This is a genomic window from Variovorax sp. V93 (genome assembly GCF_041154485.1).
Taxonomy (GTDB): Bacteria; Pseudomonadota; Gammaproteobacteria; order Burkholderiales; family Burkholderiaceae_C; genus Variovorax; species Variovorax beijingensis_A.
The window spans coordinates 414199-432310 of sequence record NZ_AP028669.1 but is presented as its reverse complement, the minus strand read 5'-3'; the positions used below and the strand labels follow the sequence as shown (position 1 = coordinate 432310).

Below are 18112 nucleotides of genomic sequence, written 5' to 3'. Positions count from 1 at the left end.
CGCCATGTCCCATCCAGATTTCAAGCCGCTCTCGCTGATGTCCGCCAGCCCGGTTGCCGCGGCTGCTGCGCAATCCTGGACACCGCTGCCCTACGCCGACCTGCCGCGCTATGACGCGCACAGCCTGCTGCGGCACTGGCCCCGGCTGCACGCCGGCCACGCCCTGCCGCCCCCGCCGAGCGGACATCCGCTGGCCGATGGCTGGGCGCTCTATCACAACGGCGAGTTCGAGCGCGCCGCCGCGCTCGGCCTGGCGCACGGCCCGGAGGGCCTGGTGCTGGCCAACCAGGCCACCGCCGTTTATGCCAACTACCTGGAGCCGCGCGAATCAGTCCGGCTTTCGATGTTCCGGCAGGTCATCGAACGCGCCGCCGTTCAGGCCAGCGCCGAGCCCGACAACTGCCACGCGCTCTACTGGCAGGCCTATGCGCTCGGGCGCTACAGCCAGGGCATCAGCGTGGCGCGCGCGCTGGCGCAGGGCCTCGGCAGCAAGCTCAAGGGGGCACTCGAGCGCGTGATCGAGCTGCAGCCGCAGCATGCCGATGCGCACATCGCGCTGGCCGCCTTCCACGCCGAGGTGATCGACAAGGTGGGCGCGCTGGTCGGCCGCATGACCTACGGCGTGCGCGCCGAAATGTCGGTCGAGCTGTTCGAGCGCGGCCTGGAGCTGCATCCCCATTCGCCGAGCGCGCTCATGGAATACGGCCGCGCGCTGCTCATGCTGCACGGCGATGCGCGCCTGGGCGAGGCCACGCAGCTCTACGAGAAGGCCGCCGCGCTGAAGCCGGCGGATGCCAAGGAACGGCTCGACGTCGAACTGGCGCGCGCCGGCCTGACGGACTGAGCCGCGCGTTGGTACCCACGGGTACCGCGCACTTTAAGATGCGGGTTTCCCGCTTTTCCACTCCGACCGCCATGTCCGACCTCAACGCCCTCTTCGAAGCCGCCCAGGCCAAATCCAAGCTGCTGCCGGAGCGCCCCGACAACCCCACGCTGCTCAAGATCTACGGCCTCTTCAAGCAGGCCACCGAAGGCGACAACACCGCCAAGAAGCCGAGCTTCAGCGACATCGTGGCGCGCGCCAAGTGGGATGCCTGGACCGCGCAAAAGGGCCTGAGCGCCGACGAGGCGAAGCAGAAGTACATCGACCTGATCGAGTCGCTTCGCGCCTGACCCGCAGCGCTCAGCCGACGATCCCGCGCGCATGCAGCGCGGCGATCTGCTCCGCTTTGAGGCCGATCTCCTTCAGGACTGCGTCGGTGTCCGCGCCCAGCGCCGGCGCATTGCGCCGGTGGCTGGCCGGCGTGAGCGACAGCTTGGGCACGAAGCCCGGCACCGCGAGCGCGCTGCCGTCGGGCATGCGCACCTGCTGCAACATGCCGCGCGCGGCGTAGTGCGGGTCGGCCGCGATGTCGGCAATGGTGTAGATGCGGCCGGCCGGCACCTGCGCCGCATCGAGTGCGGCCAGCACCTCGTCCACCGTGCGGCCCGCGGTCCAGTCGCCGATCGCGGCATCGAGCATTTCCACCTGCGCCACCCGGCCCGTGTTGCCGGCCAATGACGGATCGGCCGCAAGGTCGGGCCGGCCGATGCATTCCATCAGCCGGCGGAAGATGCTGTCGCCATTGCCCGCGACGATGGCGTAGCCGCCGTCGGCGCAGCGGTAGGCGTTGGTCGGCGCGATGCCGGGCAGCGCGCTGCCGGCCGCCTCGCGCACCGCGCCGAACGCGCCGTACTCGGGCAGCAGGCTCTCCATGCAGTTGAAGACCGCCTCGTAGAGCGCCACGTCGACCACTTGGCCGCGGCCCTTCGGATACTCGGCGCTGACGGTGGCATGGCGGTGCTGCATTGCCATCAGCACGCCGATCACGCCATGCAGCGAGGCCAGCGTGTCGCCGATCGACACGCCCACGCGCACCGGCACGCGGCCGGGCTCGCCCGTGAGGTGGCGCAGCCCGCCCATGGCCTCGGCCACCACGCCGAAGCCCGGCCGGTCGCGGTAGGGGCCGATCTGGCCGTAGCCGCTGATGCGCAGCATCACGAGCGCGGGGTTGGCGGCCAGCAGTTCGTCGGGGCCGAGGCCCCAGCCTTCCATCGCGCCGGGGCGGAAGTTCTCGACCAGCACGTCGGCCTCGGCCGCCAGCTGCCGCACCACGGCCTGTGCCTCGGCCTGGCGCAGGTCGAGCGCGAGCGAACGCTTGTTGCGCGACTGCACCTGCCACCACACCGAGGTGCCATCCTTCAGGAGCCGCCAGCTGCGCAGCGGATCGCCCGCGCCAGGCGGCTCGATCTTGATGACCTCGGCGCCGAAGTCGGCGAGCGTGCGCGCCGCGAAAGGCCCGGCGATCAGCTGCCCGAGCTCGACGACCTTGAGGCCGGCCAGCGGGCCTGCGGCCGGGAGAGAAGAAGAGGTGTTCGTCATGGCGCCAGAGTGTGCCGTGCCGCCGCCGGGCCTTCGCGGGGCGGGAAAACACCTATGAATTCTTGACGCCACGCCGTTCGCTCTTGCGGCAGTGCAGCAATCACCGTGCGGCACGGCCTCTCTCCCGAGGAGAAAGGGCTTTGCTGCGATGCAATGCCTGGGCCGGCAGGCTTGCACAAAGGTCAAAAAAGTATCAATTTCGGGCGCCATCTCTGGTTGTTGGCGCCCTGGGCGATTCGTACAGTGCGCCCCGAGACAAGGAAAAGGAACCGTCCATGCAACCCGATCTGGAAATCGTCGAAGTCCGCGGTGACGAATCGTTCACCGCCTGGGCGCACGGCTATCCGTATCGCACGGTGCGCTGGCATTTCCACCCCGAGTACGAAATCCAGCTGATCGTCGAGACCCGCGGCGTGTATTTCGTGGGCGACCACGTCGGCCACTTCGAGCCCGGCAACCTCGTACTCATGGGCCCCGACCTGCCGCACAACTGGATCAGCGACGTGCCGACGGGCCAGAGCGTGGAGCGGCGCGGCATCGTGATCCAGTTTCCGGCGCAGCTGGCGAAGAACATGGCGGCCACCTTTCCCGAGTTCGAGCGCATCGCGCCGCTGCTGGCCGAATCGGGCTCGGGCCTGCTGTTCTCGGCCGAAACCGCCGCTGCCGCCAAGCCGATCATGGAGTCGCTGCTCGAGGCGCGCGGTCTGCGCCGCGTGATCCTGCTGCTCTCGCTGCTCGAACTGCTGGTGGACAGCCAGGACCGCCAGCGGCTCGCGAGCCCGGCGTTCAAGCCCGACCCCAAGGCCTTCATGTCGCACGCCATCAACAACGTGCTGGCGCACATCGCGGCCAACCTCGGCGACGACCTGCGCGAGCCGATGCTGGCCGAGCTGGTGGGCCAGAGCCCGAGCGCGTTCTCGCGATCGTTCCGCAAGCACACGGGCCAATCGTTCGTGCGCTACGTGAACCGGCTGCGCATCAGCCGGGCCTGCGAGCTTCTCACCAGCAGCGAGAAGCCGGTGCTCGACGTCTGCATGGACGTGGGCTTCAACAACGTGTCGAACTTCAACCGGCAGTTCCTGCTGCACAAGCGCATGCCGCCGAGCAAGTTCCGCAGTTTTCATCGCATGCAGGCCGCCGCATCGCGCGCCGCCAGTCCGCCTTAGCGCGTCCCCGAGTTCCCCCGCGTCGTTTCTGGCGCGGCGCACAGGCGCCGCGCAGGGCGACCCTTTGCCAGCGTTTTTCAAACAGAGACAACCTCAAGGAGACAGCCACCATGAAGAACATCCTCAAAGCCACCGCCCTCACCGCCGCGCTGGTCTGCGGCGCCTCTGCCGCCCAGGCGCAGGCACCGAAGCAGCCGCTGCGCATCGGCATGACCTTCCAGGAGCTCAACAACCCCTACTTCGTGACGATGAAGCAGGCGCTCGAGGAAGCCGCGGCCAGCATCGGCGCGACGGTGGTCACCACCGACGCGCGGCACGACGTGGCCAAGCAGATCGGCGACGTGGAGGACATGATCCAGAAGAAGATCGACATCCTGCTGCTGAACCCGACCGACTCCACCGGTGTGCAGTCGGCCGTGCGCTCGGCCAAGAAGGCGGGGCTGATCGTGGTGGCGGTGGATGCCAACGCGCAGGGCCCGGTCGATTCCTTCGTCGGCTCGAAGAACACCGACGCCGGCCGGCTCGCCTGCGAATACCTTGCCAAGAGCATCGGCGAGAAAGGCGACGTGGCGATCCTCGACGGCATTCCGGTGGTGCCGATCCTGGAGCGCGTGAAGGGCTGCCGCGAAGCGCTCGCCAAGTACCCCGGCATCAAGGTGGTCAGCACGCAGAACGGCAAGCAGGAGCGCGCCACCGCGCTCACCGTCACCGAGAACATCCTGCAGGCCAACAAGGACCTGAAGGGCATCTTCAGCGTGAACGACGGCGGCTCGATGGGCGCGCTGGCGGCCATCGAGGCCAGCGGCAAGGACGTGAAGCTCGCGAGCGTGGACGGCGCGCCCGAGGCCATCAAGGCAATGCAGAAGCCGGGCTCGAAGTTCATCGCCACCACCGCGCAGTACCCGCGCGACCAGATCCGCCTGGCCATCGGCATCGCGCTTGCCAGGAAGTGGGGCGCCAACGTGCCGGCCGCCGTGCCGGTGGACGTGAAGCTGATCGACGCCGAGGGCGCGAAGACCTTCACCTGGTAATCGGCGCGGGCCATGACCTCCTCCTCCGCACCAGAAGAGATGCTCCGGCTGGAAGGCGTGTCCAAGCGCTTTCCGGGCGTGAAGGCGCTCTCGGGCATCGACCTCTCGATCCGCAAGGGCGAGGTGCATGCGCTGCTCGGCGAGAACGGCGCGGGCAAGTCGACGCTGATGAAGATCCTCGGCGGTATCCACCAGGCCGACGAGGGGCGCATCTTCATCGAGGGCAGGGAGCGCAAGTTCGCGGGCTACAACGATGCGATCGCGGCGGGCATCGGCATCATCTTCCAGGAGTTCAGCCTGGTGCCGTACCTGAATGCGGTGGAGAACATCTTTCTTGGCCGCTACCTGACAAACCGCTTCGGGCTGATGGACAAGGCCGCGATGAAGCGTTCGGCGCGGCAGCTCTTCGACGAGCTGGGCGTGCAGATCGACCTCGGCGTGCCGATCTGCCGGCTCTCGGTGGCGCAGCAGCAGTTCGTGGAGATTGGCAAGGCGCTGTCGCTCGACGCCAAGCTGCTGGTGCTCGACGAGCCCACCGCCACGCTCACGCCGAACGAGGCCGGGCATCTCTTCAAGATCATGCGCGAGCTGCGTGCCAGGGGCGTGGCGATGATCTTCATCTCGCACCACCTGGAGGAGATCTTCGAGGTGTGCGACCGCATCAGCGTGCTGCGCGATGGCGCCAATGCAGGGCATGCGGAGGTGGGCGCGACGAATGTGGATGCGCTGGTCGAGATGATGGTCGGCCGCCGCATCGAGCACAGCTTTCCGCCCAAGCCGCAGCCCGCGCCGCGCGGGCGCAAGGTGCTCGAAGTGCCCGAGATCCAGCTCGCCAGGGGCGGTCCGGTCAACAGCTTCGACCTGCACGAAGGCGAGATCCTCGGCTTCGCGGGGCTGGTCGGTTCGGGCCGCACCGAGCTCGCGCTGGGCATGATGGGCGCCGACCGCGTGCACCGCAAGACGGTGCTGCGCAACGGACGGCCTGTGCGGCTGAGCGACCCGACAGAGGCCCTGGAGAACGGCATCGGCCTGTTGCCCGAGAGCCGCAAGGTCGAGGGGCTGATCACCGACTTCACGATCCGCTTCAACATCTCGATGAACAACCTCGGCCGTCACAGGCGCGGCGGGCTCGTGAGCCAGAGGTCGGAAAAGCAGTCGGCCACCGAACTCTCGAAGCGCGTGGGCGTGAAGGTGCCCGGCATCGAGACGCGTGTGGCCACGCTGTCGGGCGGCAACCAGCAGAAGGTGGTGATCGCGCGCTGGCTCGGCCACGCGAGCGAAGTGCTGATCTTCGACGAGCCCACGCGCGGCATCGACGTGGGCGCCAAGGCCGAGATCTACGGCCTGATGCGCGAACTCACGCGCCAGGGCAAGTCCATCCTCATGATCTCGAGCGAGCTGCCCGAGATCGTGGGCATGTGCGACCGCGTGGCGGTGTTCTCGGGCGGCGCCATCGTGGCCACGCTCGAGGGCGACGCCATCAATTCGGGGGACATCATGCGGCACGCTACGTCTTCTGGAGGCTTGCAATGACTGTTGCTTCAGGGCGCGCTCCCGCCGACGGGGTACCTTGCTCCGCGAATGTCCCCCGGCCTTCGGCCTCCTCCTTGATTTCGCTGCGCAAGGCACCCCATCGACGTGATCGTTGTTCAGAGCACCGGTTGATCGGCCAGCACAACGGCCGCGCCCATCGTGCGCAGGGCATCGGGTGCTCCCCGCAGCGAAATAAAGGAGGAGCCGAAGGCGGGGGACATTCGCGGAGGGGAGTACCCGGTGGCCTGTGCACACACCCTGAACAACAGCGCCCATCTTCAAGCAATGCGCCATGGAGCACCTGAAATGAATGCAACCGCAACCCACCCGACACCACCGGCGCTTGATGGAGGACTCTTCACCCAGCTGCGCCGCTCCACAGCCTTTCTTCCATTGGTAGGACTGGTAGCGATCTCGGTCTTCATGATCGTCGCAACCGACAACTTTCTCTCCTGGGGCAACCTGCAGAACATCGCACTGCAGTCGTCGATCAACGCGATCATCGCGGTCGGCATGACCGCCGCCATCCTCACCGGCGGCATCGATCTCTCGGTGGGCGCGGTGGTGGCGCTCTCCGGCACGCTGGCCTCGGGGATGATGGTTCAGTTCGGACTTCCTCCGATGCTTGCGGTGCCGCTCGGGCTCGCGGTCGGCGTCGTGATCGGCCTCTTCAATGGCTACTGCGTCGCCTACCTGCGCATGCCGCCGATCATCGTGACGCTCGCCACCATGGGCATCGCGCGCGGCATTGCGCTGATCTACACCGGCGGCTATCCGATCGACGGACTGCCCGACTCGTTTGCCTTCCTCGGCGGCGGCGTGCTCGCGGGCATCAAGGTGCCGATCCTGATCATGCTGGCCACCTACCTCGCGGCGTACGTGCTGCTCAACATGGCACCCTTCGGCCGCTACGTGTATGCCATCGGCGGCAACGAGGAAGCGACGCGGCTCTCGGGCGTGCGCGTGTCGCGCTACAAGCTGCTGGTGTATGCGCTGAGCGGCTTCACCGCCGCCGTCGCCGGCATCGTGCAGGCAGCGCGCGTGACCAGCGGCCAGCCCGGCGTGGGCGTGGGCTTCGAACTCGACGCGATCGCGGCGGTGGTGATGGGCGGCACGTCGATTGCCGGCGGGCGCGGCGCGATCGTGGGCACGCTGGTCGGTGCGCTGCTGCTGGGTGTGCTGAACAACGGGCTTAACATGATCGGCGTGTCGCCGTATCTGCAACTGATCATCAAGGGCGGCATTGTCTTGCTCGCGATTTTCATCAGCCGCGAGGCAAAACGCTGACCCCCTGTCTTGCTCCTTCCCCTCCCGGGGGAAGGCTGGGTTGGGGGCAGCCAGAGCGTGCCCGGTAGCAACGCCGCCTGCCCCCACCCCTGCCCTCCCCCGGAAGGGGAGGGAGAAATCTCCAACACCCTCTGACCACAAGGAACCCATGTCATATCAGAAGCTCCAGCCCGGCGCCTCGGGCGCCATCGGCCAACTCGCCGCCATGCAGGCCGTCGTCTGCCACGGTCCCAAGGACTACCGCCTCGAAACCGTCGCGATGCCCAGCATCGGCCCGAACGAGCTGCTGATCTCCATCGCGGCCTGCGGCATCTGCGCCTCCGACTGCAAGTGCCACTCGGGCGCGAAGATGTTCTGGGGCGGCGACGGCCAGCCTTCGTGGGTCAAGGCGCCGGTCATCCCCGGCCATGAATTCTTCGGCTATGTCGAGGCGCTCGGCGAAGGCGCGGCCGGGCACTTCGGCGTGGAGAAAGGCGACCGCGTGATCGCCGAGCAGATCGTGCCCTGCGGCAGGTGCCGCTTCTGCACCTCGGGCAAGTACTGGATGTGCGAGGTGCACAACATCTTCGGCTTCCAGCGCATCGTGGCCGACGGCGGCATGGCCGACTACATGCGGCTGCCGCCGACCTCGCGCGTGCACAAGATCCCCGACGGCATCTCGCTGGAAGACGCGGCCATCATCGAGCCGCTCTCCTGCGCGATCCACACGGTGAACCGCGGCGACATCCAGCTGGACGACGTGGTGGTGATTGCCGGCGCCGGCCCGCTGGGCCTGATGATGGTGCAGGTGGCCGCGCTGAAGACGCCGAAGAAGCTGATCGTGATCGACCTCGTGCCCGAGCGCCTCGCACTGGCCAAGCAGTTCGGCGCCGACGTGACGATCAACCCCAAGACCGAGAACGCCGACGCCATCGTCAAGGGCCTGACCGAAGGCTACGGCTGCGACGTCTACATCGAGACCACCGGCGCGCCCATCGGCGTGACGCAGGGGCTGGAGATGATCCGCAAGCTCGGCCGCTTCGTCGAGTTCAGCGTATTCGGCTCGGAAACCAGCGCCGACTGGTCGATCATCGGCGACCGCAAGGAGCTCGACGTGCGCGGCGCGCACCTGGGGCCCTACTGCTATCCGATTGCCATCGACCTGCTGGCGCGCGGGCTTGTCACCTCGAAGGGCATCGTGACGCACGACTTTCCGTTGACCGAGTGGGAGCGCGCCTTCACACTGGCCAATTCGCTCGATTCCATCAAGGTGCTGCTCAAGCCGCAGCCACGCACAACATGAAATACGTGATCGGCGTCGACATCGGCACGCAGAGCACCAAGTGCCTGCTGGTCGGCATCGACGGCAAGGTGCATTCGCAGGCCAGCGCCGCCTACCAGCCCGAGACGCCGAAGCCGCTGTGGGCGCAGCAGGACTGCGAAGTGTGGTTTGACGCGGTGTGCGAGAGCGTGCGCGCCTGCGTGGCGAAGAGCGGCATCGCTGCAACGGACATCGCCGCGATGTGCGTGAGCAGCCTGTACGGCGGCGCGGGCATTCCGGTCGACGGAGCGATGCAGCCGCTGCACCCCTGCCTGATCTGGATGGACCGTCGTGCCACCGCAGAGGTCGATGCGGTGAATGCGAACGTCGACGTGGCGCGCTTGCAGGCCATCACCGGCAACGGCGTCGACAGCTATTACGGCTTCACCAAGATCCTGTGGATTCGCGAGCACCTGCCCGAGGTGTGGGCGAAGACCCGCTACTTCCTGCCGCCCAACAGCTACGTCAACTGGCGGCTGACCGGCGAACTGGCCGTGGACCACAGCTCGGCCGGCAACATCGGCGGCGTGTACGACGCGGCGCAGCGCGGCTGGTCCCATGAGGCGCTCGGCATGCTGGGCATTCCGGCGCGCATGATGCCACCGTGCCTGGTCGAGTCGAGCGACGTGGTGGGCGGCCTGAACGCCGAATGGGCTGCGAAGCTCGGCCTCGCCGAGGGCATGCCGCTGATGGCCGGCGGCGTCGATGCGGCGGTCGCCACCTTCTGTGCGGGTGTCACCGGCAGCGGCGACCACGTCGCGATGATCGGCACCAGCATGTGCTGGGGCTTCGTGAGCCCGACGGTGGATGCGCGCCACAGGCTCATCACGATGCCGCATGTCTACCGCGGCGCCGATCGCAGCTATGTGTTCGGCGGCGCGATCACGGCCGGTGCGGCCGTCACCTGGTTTCGCGAGGCCTTCTGCCAGGCCGAGATGGCCGAGGCCGCGCGCACCGGCGAGGATGCGCATGCGCTGATCGAGCGCAAGGCCATCGACGTGCCGCCCGGTGCGCAGGGCCTGGTCTTCCTGCCCTACCTGATGGGCGAGCGCAGCCCGATCTGGGACGCGCAGGCCAAGGGCGCCTTCATCGGCCTCTCGCTCGCGCACAGCCGCGCGCACCTGTACCGCGCGGTGCTCGAAGGCGTGAGCTTCGCGCTGCAGCACAACATCGAGGCCGGCCGGCAAAGCGGCCAGCCGCTGGACGACCGGTTGATCGTGGTTGGCGGCGCGGCGCATTCGGACCTGTGGATGCAGATCGTGGCGGACGTCACGGGCTCCCGGGTGTTCACCATCGAGGAAGAGGTCGAGGCGGCATTGGGTGCGGCGATGCTCGCGGCGCTCGGTGCGGGACTGGTCGATGCGGCGACCGCCGAGCGCGGCTGGGTCACGCTGGTGGAACGCGCGCGGCCGGAGCCTGCGGCGCAGGCTGTTTATCGCGAGCGTTTCGAGATCTACAAGTCGCTTTATCCGGCATTGCGCGATGCGATGCATCGGCTGAGATGAACCGTTCAGGGCGCGCTCCCGCCGACGGGGGACATTCGCGGAGGGGAGTACCCGGTGGCCTGGGCACGCGCCCCGAACACAAGCCGCAATCCATGACAGCAGCACCATGACGACAACTTTCGATTTTTCCGGACGACGCGCACTGGTCACCGGTGCAAGCAGCGGCATCGGCCGCGCAGTCGCCGTGCGACTCGCGCAATCGGGCGCAGCCGTGACGGCCGTGGGCCGCAATGCCGCCGCGCTCGACGCACTGCACGCAGAAGCCGGCTGCGCGCCACTGATGGTCGACGTGGCCAACGCAGTTGAACTGGAACGCACGCTCGCAACGCTGCCAGCCTTCGATCTGGTAGTGAACTGCGCCGGCATCGCATTGCTTGAATCCGCACTCGACCTGCAAGCCGAGAGCTTCGACGCCGTGATGGCCGTCAACGCGCGCGCCGCGGCCTTGGTCGCCACGCGCTGCGGCAGGGCGATGATCGCCGCCGGCGTGCGCGGCAGCATCGTCAACGTGTCGAGCCAGGCCTCGCTGGTCGCGCTCGACGCGCACCTCTGCTATTGCGCATCGAAGGCTGCGGTGGATGCGGTCACACGCTCGCTGTGCCTCGAATTCGGGCCGCATGGCATTCGCGTGAACAGCGTGAACCCGACCGTCACGCTCACGCCGATGGCCGAGCGGGCCTGGGCCGATCCGGCCAAGAGCGCGGCGGCGCTCGGGAACATTCCGCTCGGAAGGTTCGCGCAGGTCGAAGAGGTGGTGGCGCCGATCCTGTTCCTGCTCTCCGATGGCGCATCGATGGTCAGCGGCGTGGCGCTGCCGGTCGACGGCGGCTACACCATCGCCTGATCGCCGGCCGCTCAGGCGAAGCGGGCACCGCCGGGCGATTCCAGCAAGGCATCGAGCTTGCGCGCGATCTTCTGCTCGATCTGTTCGCTGAAGCTGCTGAACAGGAAGCCCAGCGTCGCCTCCAGCGTCAGCGTGTCGGCCGTGACCTCCACCGTGCCGTCGATGCCCGCGCGGCTGAACTGAGCGACGTCGCAGGCCTCGCCCTCGGTGTAGGTGCACTCCAGGCCATAGTCCTGCCCCACCTGCTCGATCCACTGGCGTGCGACTTCGCGGGCGCCGGCAATGCCGAGTGCGTGGTTTCTTTCGATATGGATGTCAGGCACCGTGCCCTCCGTTGTTGTTGTCGTCGTGGCTGGAATTGGTCTGCAGCAATCCCGTGGCCGTCTGCAATGCGTTGCGCCGCTCTTCCATGGTCGGCAGCGCGGCGATGCGGCGGACCTCCTTGTAGAAGCGCGGCCAGTTGCGGTTCTCGCGCGCGAACAGGGCCTCGAAGCCCGGCACCAGGTCGTCGTAGGCGCCCTGGGCCCCGAAAGTCGCATTGTTGGCGCGCGCCACCCACAGGTCGTAGGCGCCCTGGCGCGGGCCCTGCCATTGCGCACGCAGGCTCGCGTAGCGCTCGCGAAAGGTGTCCATCGCGGCCTTCTTCATGGCATCGACCGCGCTCCAGTCGCCGGCCTTGGCCTGGGCGGATTCGTACACCTGGTTGAGCGCGCGGCGGGTCTCGAGGGCCAGCGCGCGGAACTGCTGGCGCTGCCCGTCGAAGCGCGCGTACTCGCTGCGCGCCGCCTCGCTGGCCTCGCGCTGCAGCCACATCGCGCCGCCGATGCGTTCCACCGCGGTGGCATACGACTCGTTGAAGACGATGTCGCCGGGTACGTAGAGCACCTGGTGCGCGAGCTCGTGGAACACGATGCGCGCCAGTTCGCCTTCGGGGTAGCCGATGAAGGTGGAAAGCAGCGGATCGCCGCCGGCCCAGTTCATCCAGCCCAGCGTGGAATACGCCGGCACCGGGTACACGGCCGTTTCCAGGCCCTTGGCTCGCTGCGCCTCGGCCTCGGCCTTGGCGGCGGCCTCGTCGTAGTAGCCGCGGTAGCCCACGCAGCCGGCCACCGGAAAGCACCAGCTCTTGAGCGTGAGCGAATACGGCGGCGCAGCCACCACGTTCCACACCGCCGCGGGGCGGTGCAGATCGGCATACGCGGTGTAGCTGGCGTTGTCGGGCAGCGCCAGTTCGGCCACGGCGAAGCGGCGGATGCGCTGCGCGAGTTCGAGCTTGGCCTTCAGCGGCGCGGAAACGGCAGGGTCCGCGAGCCATGCGGGCACCGGCTTGGCCACCCGCAGGATGCTCAGATGCCCGCTGGCCGACTGCCAGTAGTAGCCGAGGTCGGCGCAGCCACCGAGCAGCAGCAGTGCGGCGGCCAGGGCGGATGCGGGGGCAGCCCTCACCCCAACCCTCTCCCAGAGGGAGCAAGGCGCTCGACCTCGACCAGGCAGTCGTAGAAGGTCGGCCCGCGGCCGATGTCGGTCAGGCGCTGGCTGGTGAGCTGGTTGACGTTGGTGCCGTCCAGGCCGAGCTTGCGCCACCAGATGCCCATGCCGTGCACCACGCCCGGCCGCGCGCGGCGCGACACCTCGGCGCGGCAGCGGTGCTCGCCGCGCTTGTTGAAGACGCGGACGATGGCGCCGTCCTCGATGCCGCGGGCGGCCGCATCGGCCTCGTGGATCTCGAGCAGCGGCTCGCCCTCGATGGCGCGCAGGCTGGTCACGTTGACGAAGGTCGAGTTGAGGAAATTGCGCGCCGGCGGCGAGATCATGGCCAGCGGAAACTCGGTCGAGCTGCCGGCCGCTTCATGGTTGGGCACGTGGTCGGGCAGGCCGTCCATGCCTTGCGTCTGCAGTCGCGCGCTGAAGAATTCGCAGCGGCCCGAAGGCGTCGGGAAGCGGCCTTCGGCAAAGGGCGCTTCGGGCAGCTTGAGGCTGGTGAAGCCTTGTTCCAACAGCTGCGCGTAGTCGACGGCGCCTGGCGCAAAGGCGCTGCGGCACAGTGCCTCGTCGTCGTCCGAGAAGCAGGGCTCGTCAAAGCCCATGCGGCGCGCGAGCTCGCGGAACACCCAGGCATTGCTGCGCGCCTCGCCGCGCGGCGCCACCGCGGGCCGGTTCAGCAGCACATCGGTGTGGCCGTAGCTGGTGTGGATGTCCCAGTGCTCGAGCTGGGTGGTGGCGGGCAGCAGGTAGTCGGCGTAGTCGGCGGTGTCGGTGCGGAACTGCTCGAGCACCACGGTGAAGAGGTCTTCGCGCGCGAAGCCCGCCACCACCTTGCCCGACTCCGGCGCCACCGCGACCGGGTTGCTGTTGTAGACCACGATGGCCTTCACCGGCCTGGCCTCGTCGAGCAGCGCGTCGCCGATGGTGCTCATGTTGATGGTGCGGGGCTGGCGGCCCGCGAGCAGGTCGGGGCGCTGCAGCGCGGCGCGGTCGACCGGAAAGTGGCCCGAACTGCTCAGCAGAAGCCCGCCCGCGCGGTCGCGCCAGGCCCCCACCAGCGCGGGCAGGCAGGCGATGGCGCGCGCCGCGTTGCCGCCGCCGCGCACGCGCTGCATGCCGTAGTTCAGGCGGATCGCGGCCGGCCGGGTGGTGCCGTAGGCCTGCGCCAGCGCCGCGATCTGCGCCTCGGGCACGCCGCACACGGCGGCCGCGCGCGAAGGCGGCCATTGCAGTGCGCGCTCTTTCAGCTGCTCCCAGCCGAGCGTGTGGTTGGCGATGAAATCGTGGTCGAGCCAGCCGTGCACGATGAGTTCGTGCATCAGCGCCAGGGCGAGCGCGGCATCGGTGCCGGGCAGCAGGGCGATGTGCTCGTCGCACTTGTCGGCGGTTTCGGTCTTGCGCGGGTCGATGCACACCAGCCGCGCCCCAGCGCGCCGGGCGGCCTGGGCGTGGCGCCAGAAGTGCAGGTTGCTGGCAATGGAGTTGCTGCCCCAGATCAGGATCAGCTTCGCCTCGGCGAAGAATTCGATCCGCATGCCGGCCTTGGCACCCAGGGTGTGGACCATGGCCTCGCCGCCGGCCATGGAGCAGATCGTGCGGTCCAGCAGCGTGGCGCCCATTTTGTGGAAAAAACGTCGATCCATCGACTCGCCCTGCACCAGGCCCATCGTGCCTGCGTAACTATAAGGCACAATTGTTTCCGGATCCGTCTGCAATGCACGGAGATGCGCGGCGATGTCGTCAAGAGCGGCCTCCCAGCTCACGGGTTCGAACTGGCCGCTGCCCTTGGGCCCGGTCCGCTTCAGGGGCTGGACGAGCCTTTCGGCGTGGTCGTTTCGTTCGATGTAGCGCGAAACCTTGGTGCAGAGAACGCCAGCGGTGTGCGGATGGGCCGGATTGCCCTGCAGCTTCACGGCCACGCCGTCCCTGACGGTGGTGACCAGGGCGCAGGTGTCCGGACAGTCGTGCGGACAGGCGCCCAGGACCGTGGAAGTGTTGGTGGGGGGGACAACAGTTGCAGAGACCGGGGTATCGACCATCCGGCAAGTCTAAAGTTTTCCAGGCAGTGGCGCGGCAGGCGCAAAGGAGGTTTCACATGATCAATCGCAGACATTTTTCGCTGGCGACCGGCGCGGCGGCGCTCGGCGGCTTCCAGCTGGCCCGGGCGCAGGGCGATGTGCCGCTGGTGCTGGGCCAGTCGGCGCCCTTCACCGGCCCGGCCGCGCAGCTGGGCATCCAGTTCCACCAGGGCGCCAAGCTGTTCCTGGACCAGTACAACGCCCAGGCCGGCCGGCGCAACGTGGTCATCAAGAACCTGGACGACGGCTACGAGCCCGACCGCTGCGCCGCCAATACGCAAAAGCTGATCGAAGAAGACGTGTTCGCGCTCTTCGGCTACATCGGCACGCCCACCAGCATGGCGGCGCTGCCGCTCGCGGTGAAGGAGAAGGTGCCTTTCGTCGCGCCCTTCACCGGTGCAATGTCGCTGCGCGACCCCTTCCACAGGAACGTGTTCCACCTGCGCGCCTCGTACAACGACGAGACCGCGCTGATCGTGAAGCAGCTCACGCACCTGGGCCTGAAGAAGATCGCGGTCTTCTACCAGAACGACGCCTACGGCAAGGCCGGGCTCGACGGTGTGACCCTGGCGCTCTCGCAGCAGGAGCTCAAGCCGGTGGCGCTGGCCACGGTGGAGCGCAATTCGGTCGACGTGGCCGCGGCGGTGAAAAGCATCACGGCGGCGCGGCCCGACGCGGTGGTCCAGGTGGGCGCCTACAAGGCCTGCGCGGCCTTCATCCGCCAGGCGCGCAAGGCGGGTTACGGCGGCACCTTCTTCAACGTGTCCTTCGTGGGCACCCAGGCGCTGGCCGACGAGCTCGGCAAGGAGGGCGCGGGCGTGATGGTGACCCAGGTGGTGCCCTCGCCGTACAACCCGGCCAATGCGATCACGCGCGAATTCAGCGAGGCGGTGAAGAAGGCCGGGGCCGGCACGAGCGCCAACTTCTCGAGCATGGAGGGCTACATCGCCGCCAAGGTGCTGACCGAGGGCCTGCGCCGCGCGCCGGGCAAGGCCTCGCGCGACGGCCTCATCGCGGGGCTCGAAAGCATCGACCGGCAGCAGTTCGGCGGCTTCGAGGTGTCTTTCTCGGCCAAGAACCACGTCGGCTCGAAGTTCGTCGAGCTGTCGATGCTGACGGGCGACGGGCGCGTCCGGACCTAGCTGCAGAGGCCGTCCACGGCCTGGAACATCGCCTGCCGCGCCTGGCTGACGATCTGGCCGCGCCAGGCGTCGGTGTCGGTATAGAAGGCTTCGAGCATGCGCGCGCGGATGCCGGCGGCCAGGTCGGCCGGCGCCTCGGGGTGCTTGTGCAGCCAGTGGTCGGCGCGCAGCGCGGCCAGCACGTCGAGCATGGGCAGCGTGCCGTATTCGAGCGCGATGCCGGTGTATTCGGCCTGCGGGCACTCCTCGTAGGCGGCCTCCCCCATCAGGCCGCGCAGCAGCGCCGAACTCGAGGAACCGTCGTAGATCGAGGTGACGGGTGCCGCGGGCGTGCCCCACCAGGCGCTGGCGCGCGCGTAGGCGGCCTTGTCGTCGCGGCAGGCAAAGATGCGCTCGCCCAGGCCGTTCGGGCCGAGCCCCGTGTGCAGGTCGATCCAGGCCAGCCGGCGCGCGCTGGCGGCATGCCGGCGCAGCACGCCGCGCAAGGTCTTGTTGCTCCAGGTCGGCGCCTTGCCGCCGAAGAACAGGCCGTCCTCGAACTGGTACTGGCCGCCGGTGACGGCCGCCTGGTAGGCCTCGGCGCCATGCTTGCCGATCCACTTCTCGATGGCGGCCTCGGTCTCGGGCGGGGGCGGCCAGGTGTCGGGCACCAGCAGCGGATGCAGCTTGGCATAGGCATCGTTGGCCGGCAGCGGCTTCGAGAAATCGACGAAGTTGCGGTTCAGGTCGACGCCCTCCTGCGTGACGCGCCGGCCGTACGAAAAGCCGTGCGGATTGAGCGCATGCACATAGAGCACCGCGACACCCTGCGCCCTGGCCTTCTCGCGCCATTCGGCGTCGTGCAGGGCGAACACCTGCACGCCGCTGCCGCAGTGGCCCTCCACGCCGTGGCAGCCGCTGGAGACGATCAGCAGGCGCTCGGCGTCCGCGGCGCCGTCGAGCGCCACGTCCATCGAAAGCTCCTCGCCATCCCGCCCCTTGCCCGGATGCGCATGCGGCAGGGCCGCGAGGCCCGCGCTCACGCAGGCCTGCAGGAACTTCTGGCGTGCCTGGGCGTAGCGCGGCGAAAACGCCTCGCCGATGCCGATCAAGGCGCGGCTCCCCCGGGCTTCAGGAACTGCTCGGCCAGTTGCACCCAGCAGGTGGCGCCCAGGGGAATGAGCTCGTCGTTGAAGTCGTAGCTCGCGTTGTGCAGCGTGCAGGGCCCTTCGCCGTGGTGCACGTCGCGGTGCGAGCCGTCGCCGTTGCCGATGAAGGCATAGGCGCCGGGCTTGGCCTGCAGCATGAAGGCGAAGTCTTCCGAGGTCATCGCGGCTTCCTGCTTCAGCACGTTCTCGGGGCCGACGATCTCGCCCATCACGCGGCGCGCGAAGTTGGCCTCGGCCTCGGTGTTGATGGTGGGCGGATAGTAGCGCTCGAAGCGGAAGTCGCAGGTGGCGTCGTGCGCCGCGCAGATGTGCTCGGCGATCTTGCGCATGCGCGATTCGATCATGTCGAGCACTTCGATCGAGAAGGTGCGCACCGTGCCCGTCAGCTCGCAGTTGTCGGGGATCACGTTGTTGGTTTCGCCGGCATGGATGGTGGTGACCGAGATCACGGCCGAGTCGGTCGGCTTCATCTTGCGCGTGAGGATGGTCTGGAACGCCTGCACGATCTCGCAGGCGATCGGCACCGGGTCGATGCCGGTCTGCGGCAGCGCGGCATGGCCGCCCTTGCCGATGACGTTGACATAGAACTTGTTGCCCGACGCCATCACCGGCCCCGGGCTCACCGCGAACTGGCCGGCCTTCATGCCGGGCCAGTTGTGCATGCCGAACACGGCGTCCATGGGGAACTGCTCGAACAGCCCTTCCTTGATCATTTCGCGGGCGCCGCCGCCGCCCTCCTCGGCCGGCTGGAAGATCAGGTAGACGGTGCCGTCGAAATTGCGGTTCTTCGCGAGATGCTGCGCCGCGGCCAGCAGCATGGCGGTGTGGCCGTCGTGCCCGCAGGCGTGCATCTTGCCGTGGTGCTGGCTGGCGTGGGCGAAGGTGTTGAGCTCGGTGACGGGCAGCGCGTCCATGTCGGCGCGCAGGCCCACGGCGCGGTTGCTGGTGCCGTTCTTGACGATGCCCACCACGCCGGTGGTGCCCAGGCCGCGGTGGATGGGAATGCCCCATTCGGTGAGCTTGCCTGCCACCACGTCGGCGGTGCGGACTTCTTCGAAGCAGAGTTCGGGATGGGCGTGGAGGTCACGTCGGACAGCGGCGATGCCGGCCGCCTGCGTGACGAGCGAATCGATGAGTTTCATGGGCACAGTCTATGCAATAAGCACGCCCC

The 18112-nt window shown here is 68.2% G+C and carries 16 protein-coding genes; 10 read left to right on the top strand and 6 right to left on the bottom strand.

From position 1 onward, the window contains the following. Positions 1-4: 4 nt before the first annotated feature. Together ACAM54_RS01940 and ACAM54_RS01935 are read left to right on the top strand one after the other, a co-directional pair. Complete coding sequence (locus ACAM54_RS01940; RefSeq protein ID WP_369649649.1) at positions 5-844, top strand: hypothetical protein; 840 nt, start codon at positions 5-7, stop codon at positions 842-844. Between the two features lie 71 nt (positions 845-915). Continuing rightward, a complete protein-coding gene (locus ACAM54_RS01935; RefSeq protein ID WP_369649648.1) occupies positions 916-1173 on the top strand; it encodes an acyl-CoA-binding protein in 258 nt (85 codons plus the stop codon). Positions 1174-1183: 10 nt separating this feature from the next. Here ACAM54_RS01935 and ACAM54_RS01930 read toward each other — a convergent pair whose 3' ends face one another. Further along, on the bottom strand, positions 1184-2422 hold the full coding sequence (locus ACAM54_RS01930; RefSeq protein WP_369649647.1) for a CaiB/BaiF CoA transferase family protein: 1239 nt from the start codon (positions 2420-2422) through the stop codon (positions 1184-1186). Between the two features lie 275 nt (positions 2423-2697). Here ACAM54_RS01930 and ACAM54_RS01925 point away from each other — a divergent pair, with 275 nt between their 5' ends. The 7 genes from ACAM54_RS01925 to ACAM54_RS01895 all read left to right on the top strand — a co-directional run bounded on the left by ACAM54_RS01925 (position 2698) and on the right by ACAM54_RS01895 (position 11088). After that, positions 2698-3588 carry a helix-turn-helix domain-containing protein gene (locus ACAM54_RS01925; RefSeq protein ID WP_369649646.1) on the top strand — a complete coding sequence of 297 codons (891 nt, stop codon included), beginning with the start codon at positions 2698-2700 and terminating at the stop codon, positions 3586-3588. Between the two features lie 110 nt (positions 3589-3698). Continuing rightward, positions 3699-4619, top strand: coding sequence for an ABC transporter substrate-binding protein (locus ACAM54_RS01920; RefSeq protein ID WP_309933776.1), 921 nt, complete (start codon positions 3699-3701; stop codon positions 4617-4619). 12 nt (positions 4620-4631) lie between these two features. Continuing rightward, entirely contained in the window at positions 4632-6152 is a 1521-nt protein-coding gene (locus tag ACAM54_RS01915) for a sugar ABC transporter ATP-binding protein (RefSeq protein WP_369649645.1), read from the top strand. Positions 6153-6458: 306 nt separating this feature from the next. Continuing rightward, the gene (locus ACAM54_RS01910) at positions 6459-7439 is read left to right on the top strand and encodes an ABC transporter permease (RefSeq protein ID WP_369649644.1); all 981 of its coding nucleotides are present in this window, start codon (positions 6459-6461) and stop codon (positions 7437-7439) included. Between the two features lie 148 nt (positions 7440-7587). Further along, a complete protein-coding gene (locus ACAM54_RS01905) occupies positions 7588-8721 on the top strand; it encodes an alcohol dehydrogenase catalytic domain-containing protein (RefSeq protein WP_369649643.1) in 1134 nt (377 codons plus the stop codon). Further along, the gene (locus tag ACAM54_RS01900; protein WP_369649642.1) at positions 8718-10244 is read left to right on the top strand and encodes an FGGY-family carbohydrate kinase; all 1527 of its coding nucleotides are present in this window, start codon (positions 8718-8720) and stop codon (positions 10242-10244) included. The genes ACAM54_RS01905 and ACAM54_RS01900 overlap by 4 nt, the downstream gene beginning before the upstream one ends. A gap of 106 nt (positions 10245-10350) precedes the next feature. After that, positions 10351-11088: an SDR family oxidoreductase gene (locus ACAM54_RS01895; RefSeq protein ID WP_369649641.1), complete on the top strand. Its 738-nt coding sequence runs from the start codon at positions 10351-10353 to the stop codon at positions 11086-11088. 11 nt (positions 11089-11099) lie between these two features. On the opposite strand, the gene ACAM54_RS01890 is transcribed toward ACAM54_RS01895, so the two are convergent. Genes ACAM54_RS01890 through ACAM54_RS01880 form a run of 3 tightly spaced genes read right to left on the bottom strand, consistent with a single transcriptional unit; the run spans position 11100 to position 14612 of the window. Further along, a complete protein-coding gene (locus ACAM54_RS01890; protein WP_145742775.1) occupies positions 11100-11411 on the bottom strand; it encodes a polyhydroxyalkanoic acid system family protein in 312 nt (103 codons plus the stop codon). Beyond that, positions 11404-12534 (bottom strand): aminopeptidase, encoded by a 1131-nt coding sequence (locus ACAM54_RS01885; protein ID WP_369649640.1) that lies wholly within the window; start codon positions 12532-12534, stop codon positions 11404-11406. Before ACAM54_RS01885 ends, ACAM54_RS01890 begins: the two co-directional genes overlap by 8 nt. After that, entirely contained in the window at positions 12531-14612 is a 2082-nt protein-coding gene (locus tag ACAM54_RS01880; protein ID WP_369649639.1) for a molybdopterin-dependent oxidoreductase, read from the bottom strand. Before ACAM54_RS01880 ends, ACAM54_RS01885 begins: the two co-directional genes overlap by 4 nt. 56 nt (positions 14613-14668) lie before the next feature. Between ACAM54_RS01880 and ACAM54_RS01875 the strand changes: the two genes are divergently transcribed. Further along, complete coding sequence (locus ACAM54_RS01875) at positions 14669-15793, top strand: ABC transporter substrate-binding protein (RefSeq protein WP_192323424.1); 1125 nt, start codon at positions 14669-14671, stop codon at positions 15791-15793. Here the strand turns inward: ACAM54_RS01875 and ACAM54_RS01870 are convergent. Both ACAM54_RS01870 and ACAM54_RS01865 read right to left on the bottom strand, forming a co-directional pair. Next, entirely contained in the window at positions 15790-16884 is a 1095-nt protein-coding gene (locus ACAM54_RS01870) for a M14 family metallopeptidase (protein WP_369649638.1), read from the bottom strand. The genes ACAM54_RS01875 and ACAM54_RS01870 overlap by 4 nt on opposite strands. Continuing rightward, positions 16881-18083, bottom strand: a complete 1203-nt coding sequence (locus ACAM54_RS01865) for a M20 aminoacylase family protein (protein ID WP_145742784.1) — start codon at positions 18081-18083, stop codon at positions 16881-16883. The genes ACAM54_RS01870 and ACAM54_RS01865 overlap by 4 nt, the downstream gene beginning before the upstream one ends. Between the last annotated feature and the right edge of the window lie 29 nt (positions 18084-18112).

Excerpts from the sequence above, each read along its gene's own strand:
- ACAM54_RS01910 (WP_369649644.1), top strand. The coding sequence starts at position 6,459 with ATGAATGCAACCGCAACCCACCCGACACCACCGGCGCTTGATGGAGGA.
- ACAM54_RS01880 (WP_369649639.1), bottom strand. The coding sequence starts at position 14,612 with ATGGTCGATACCCCGGTCTCTGCAACTGTTGTCCCCCCCACCAACACT.
- ACAM54_RS01865 (WP_145742784.1), bottom strand. The coding sequence starts at position 18,083 with ATGAAACTCATCGATTCGCTCGTCACGCAGGCGGCCGGCATCGCCGCT.
- ACAM54_RS01905 (WP_369649643.1), top strand. The coding sequence starts at position 7,588 with ATGTCATATCAGAAGCTCCAGCCCGGCGCCTCGGGCGCCATCGGCCAA.
- ACAM54_RS01935 (WP_369649648.1), top strand. The coding sequence starts at position 916 with ATGTCCGACCTCAACGCCCTCTTCGAAGCCGCCCAGGCCAAATCCAAG.
- ACAM54_RS01895 (WP_369649641.1), top strand. The coding sequence starts at position 10,351 with ATGACGACAACTTTCGATTTTTCCGGACGACGCGCACTGGTCACCGGT.
- ACAM54_RS01920 (WP_309933776.1), top strand. The coding sequence starts at position 3,699 with ATGAAGAACATCCTCAAAGCCACCGCCCTCACCGCCGCGCTGGTCTGC.
- ACAM54_RS01930 (WP_369649647.1), bottom strand. The coding sequence starts at position 2,422 with ATGACGAACACCTCTTCTTCTCTCCCGGCCGCAGGCCCGCTGGCCGGC.
- ACAM54_RS01940 (WP_369649649.1), top strand. The coding sequence starts at position 5 with ATGTCCCATCCAGATTTCAAGCCGCTCTCGCTGATGTCCGCCAGCCCG.
- ACAM54_RS01875 (WP_192323424.1), top strand. The coding sequence starts at position 14,669 with ATGATCAATCGCAGACATTTTTCGCTGGCGACCGGCGCGGCGGCGCTC.
- ACAM54_RS01900 (WP_369649642.1), top strand. The coding sequence starts at position 8,718 with ATGAAATACGTGATCGGCGTCGACATCGGCACGCAGAGCACCAAGTGC.
- ACAM54_RS01925 (WP_369649646.1), top strand. The coding sequence starts at position 2,698 with ATGCAACCCGATCTGGAAATCGTCGAAGTCCGCGGTGACGAATCGTTC.
- ACAM54_RS01915 (WP_369649645.1), top strand. The coding sequence starts at position 4,632 with ATGACCTCCTCCTCCGCACCAGAAGAGATGCTCCGGCTGGAAGGCGTG.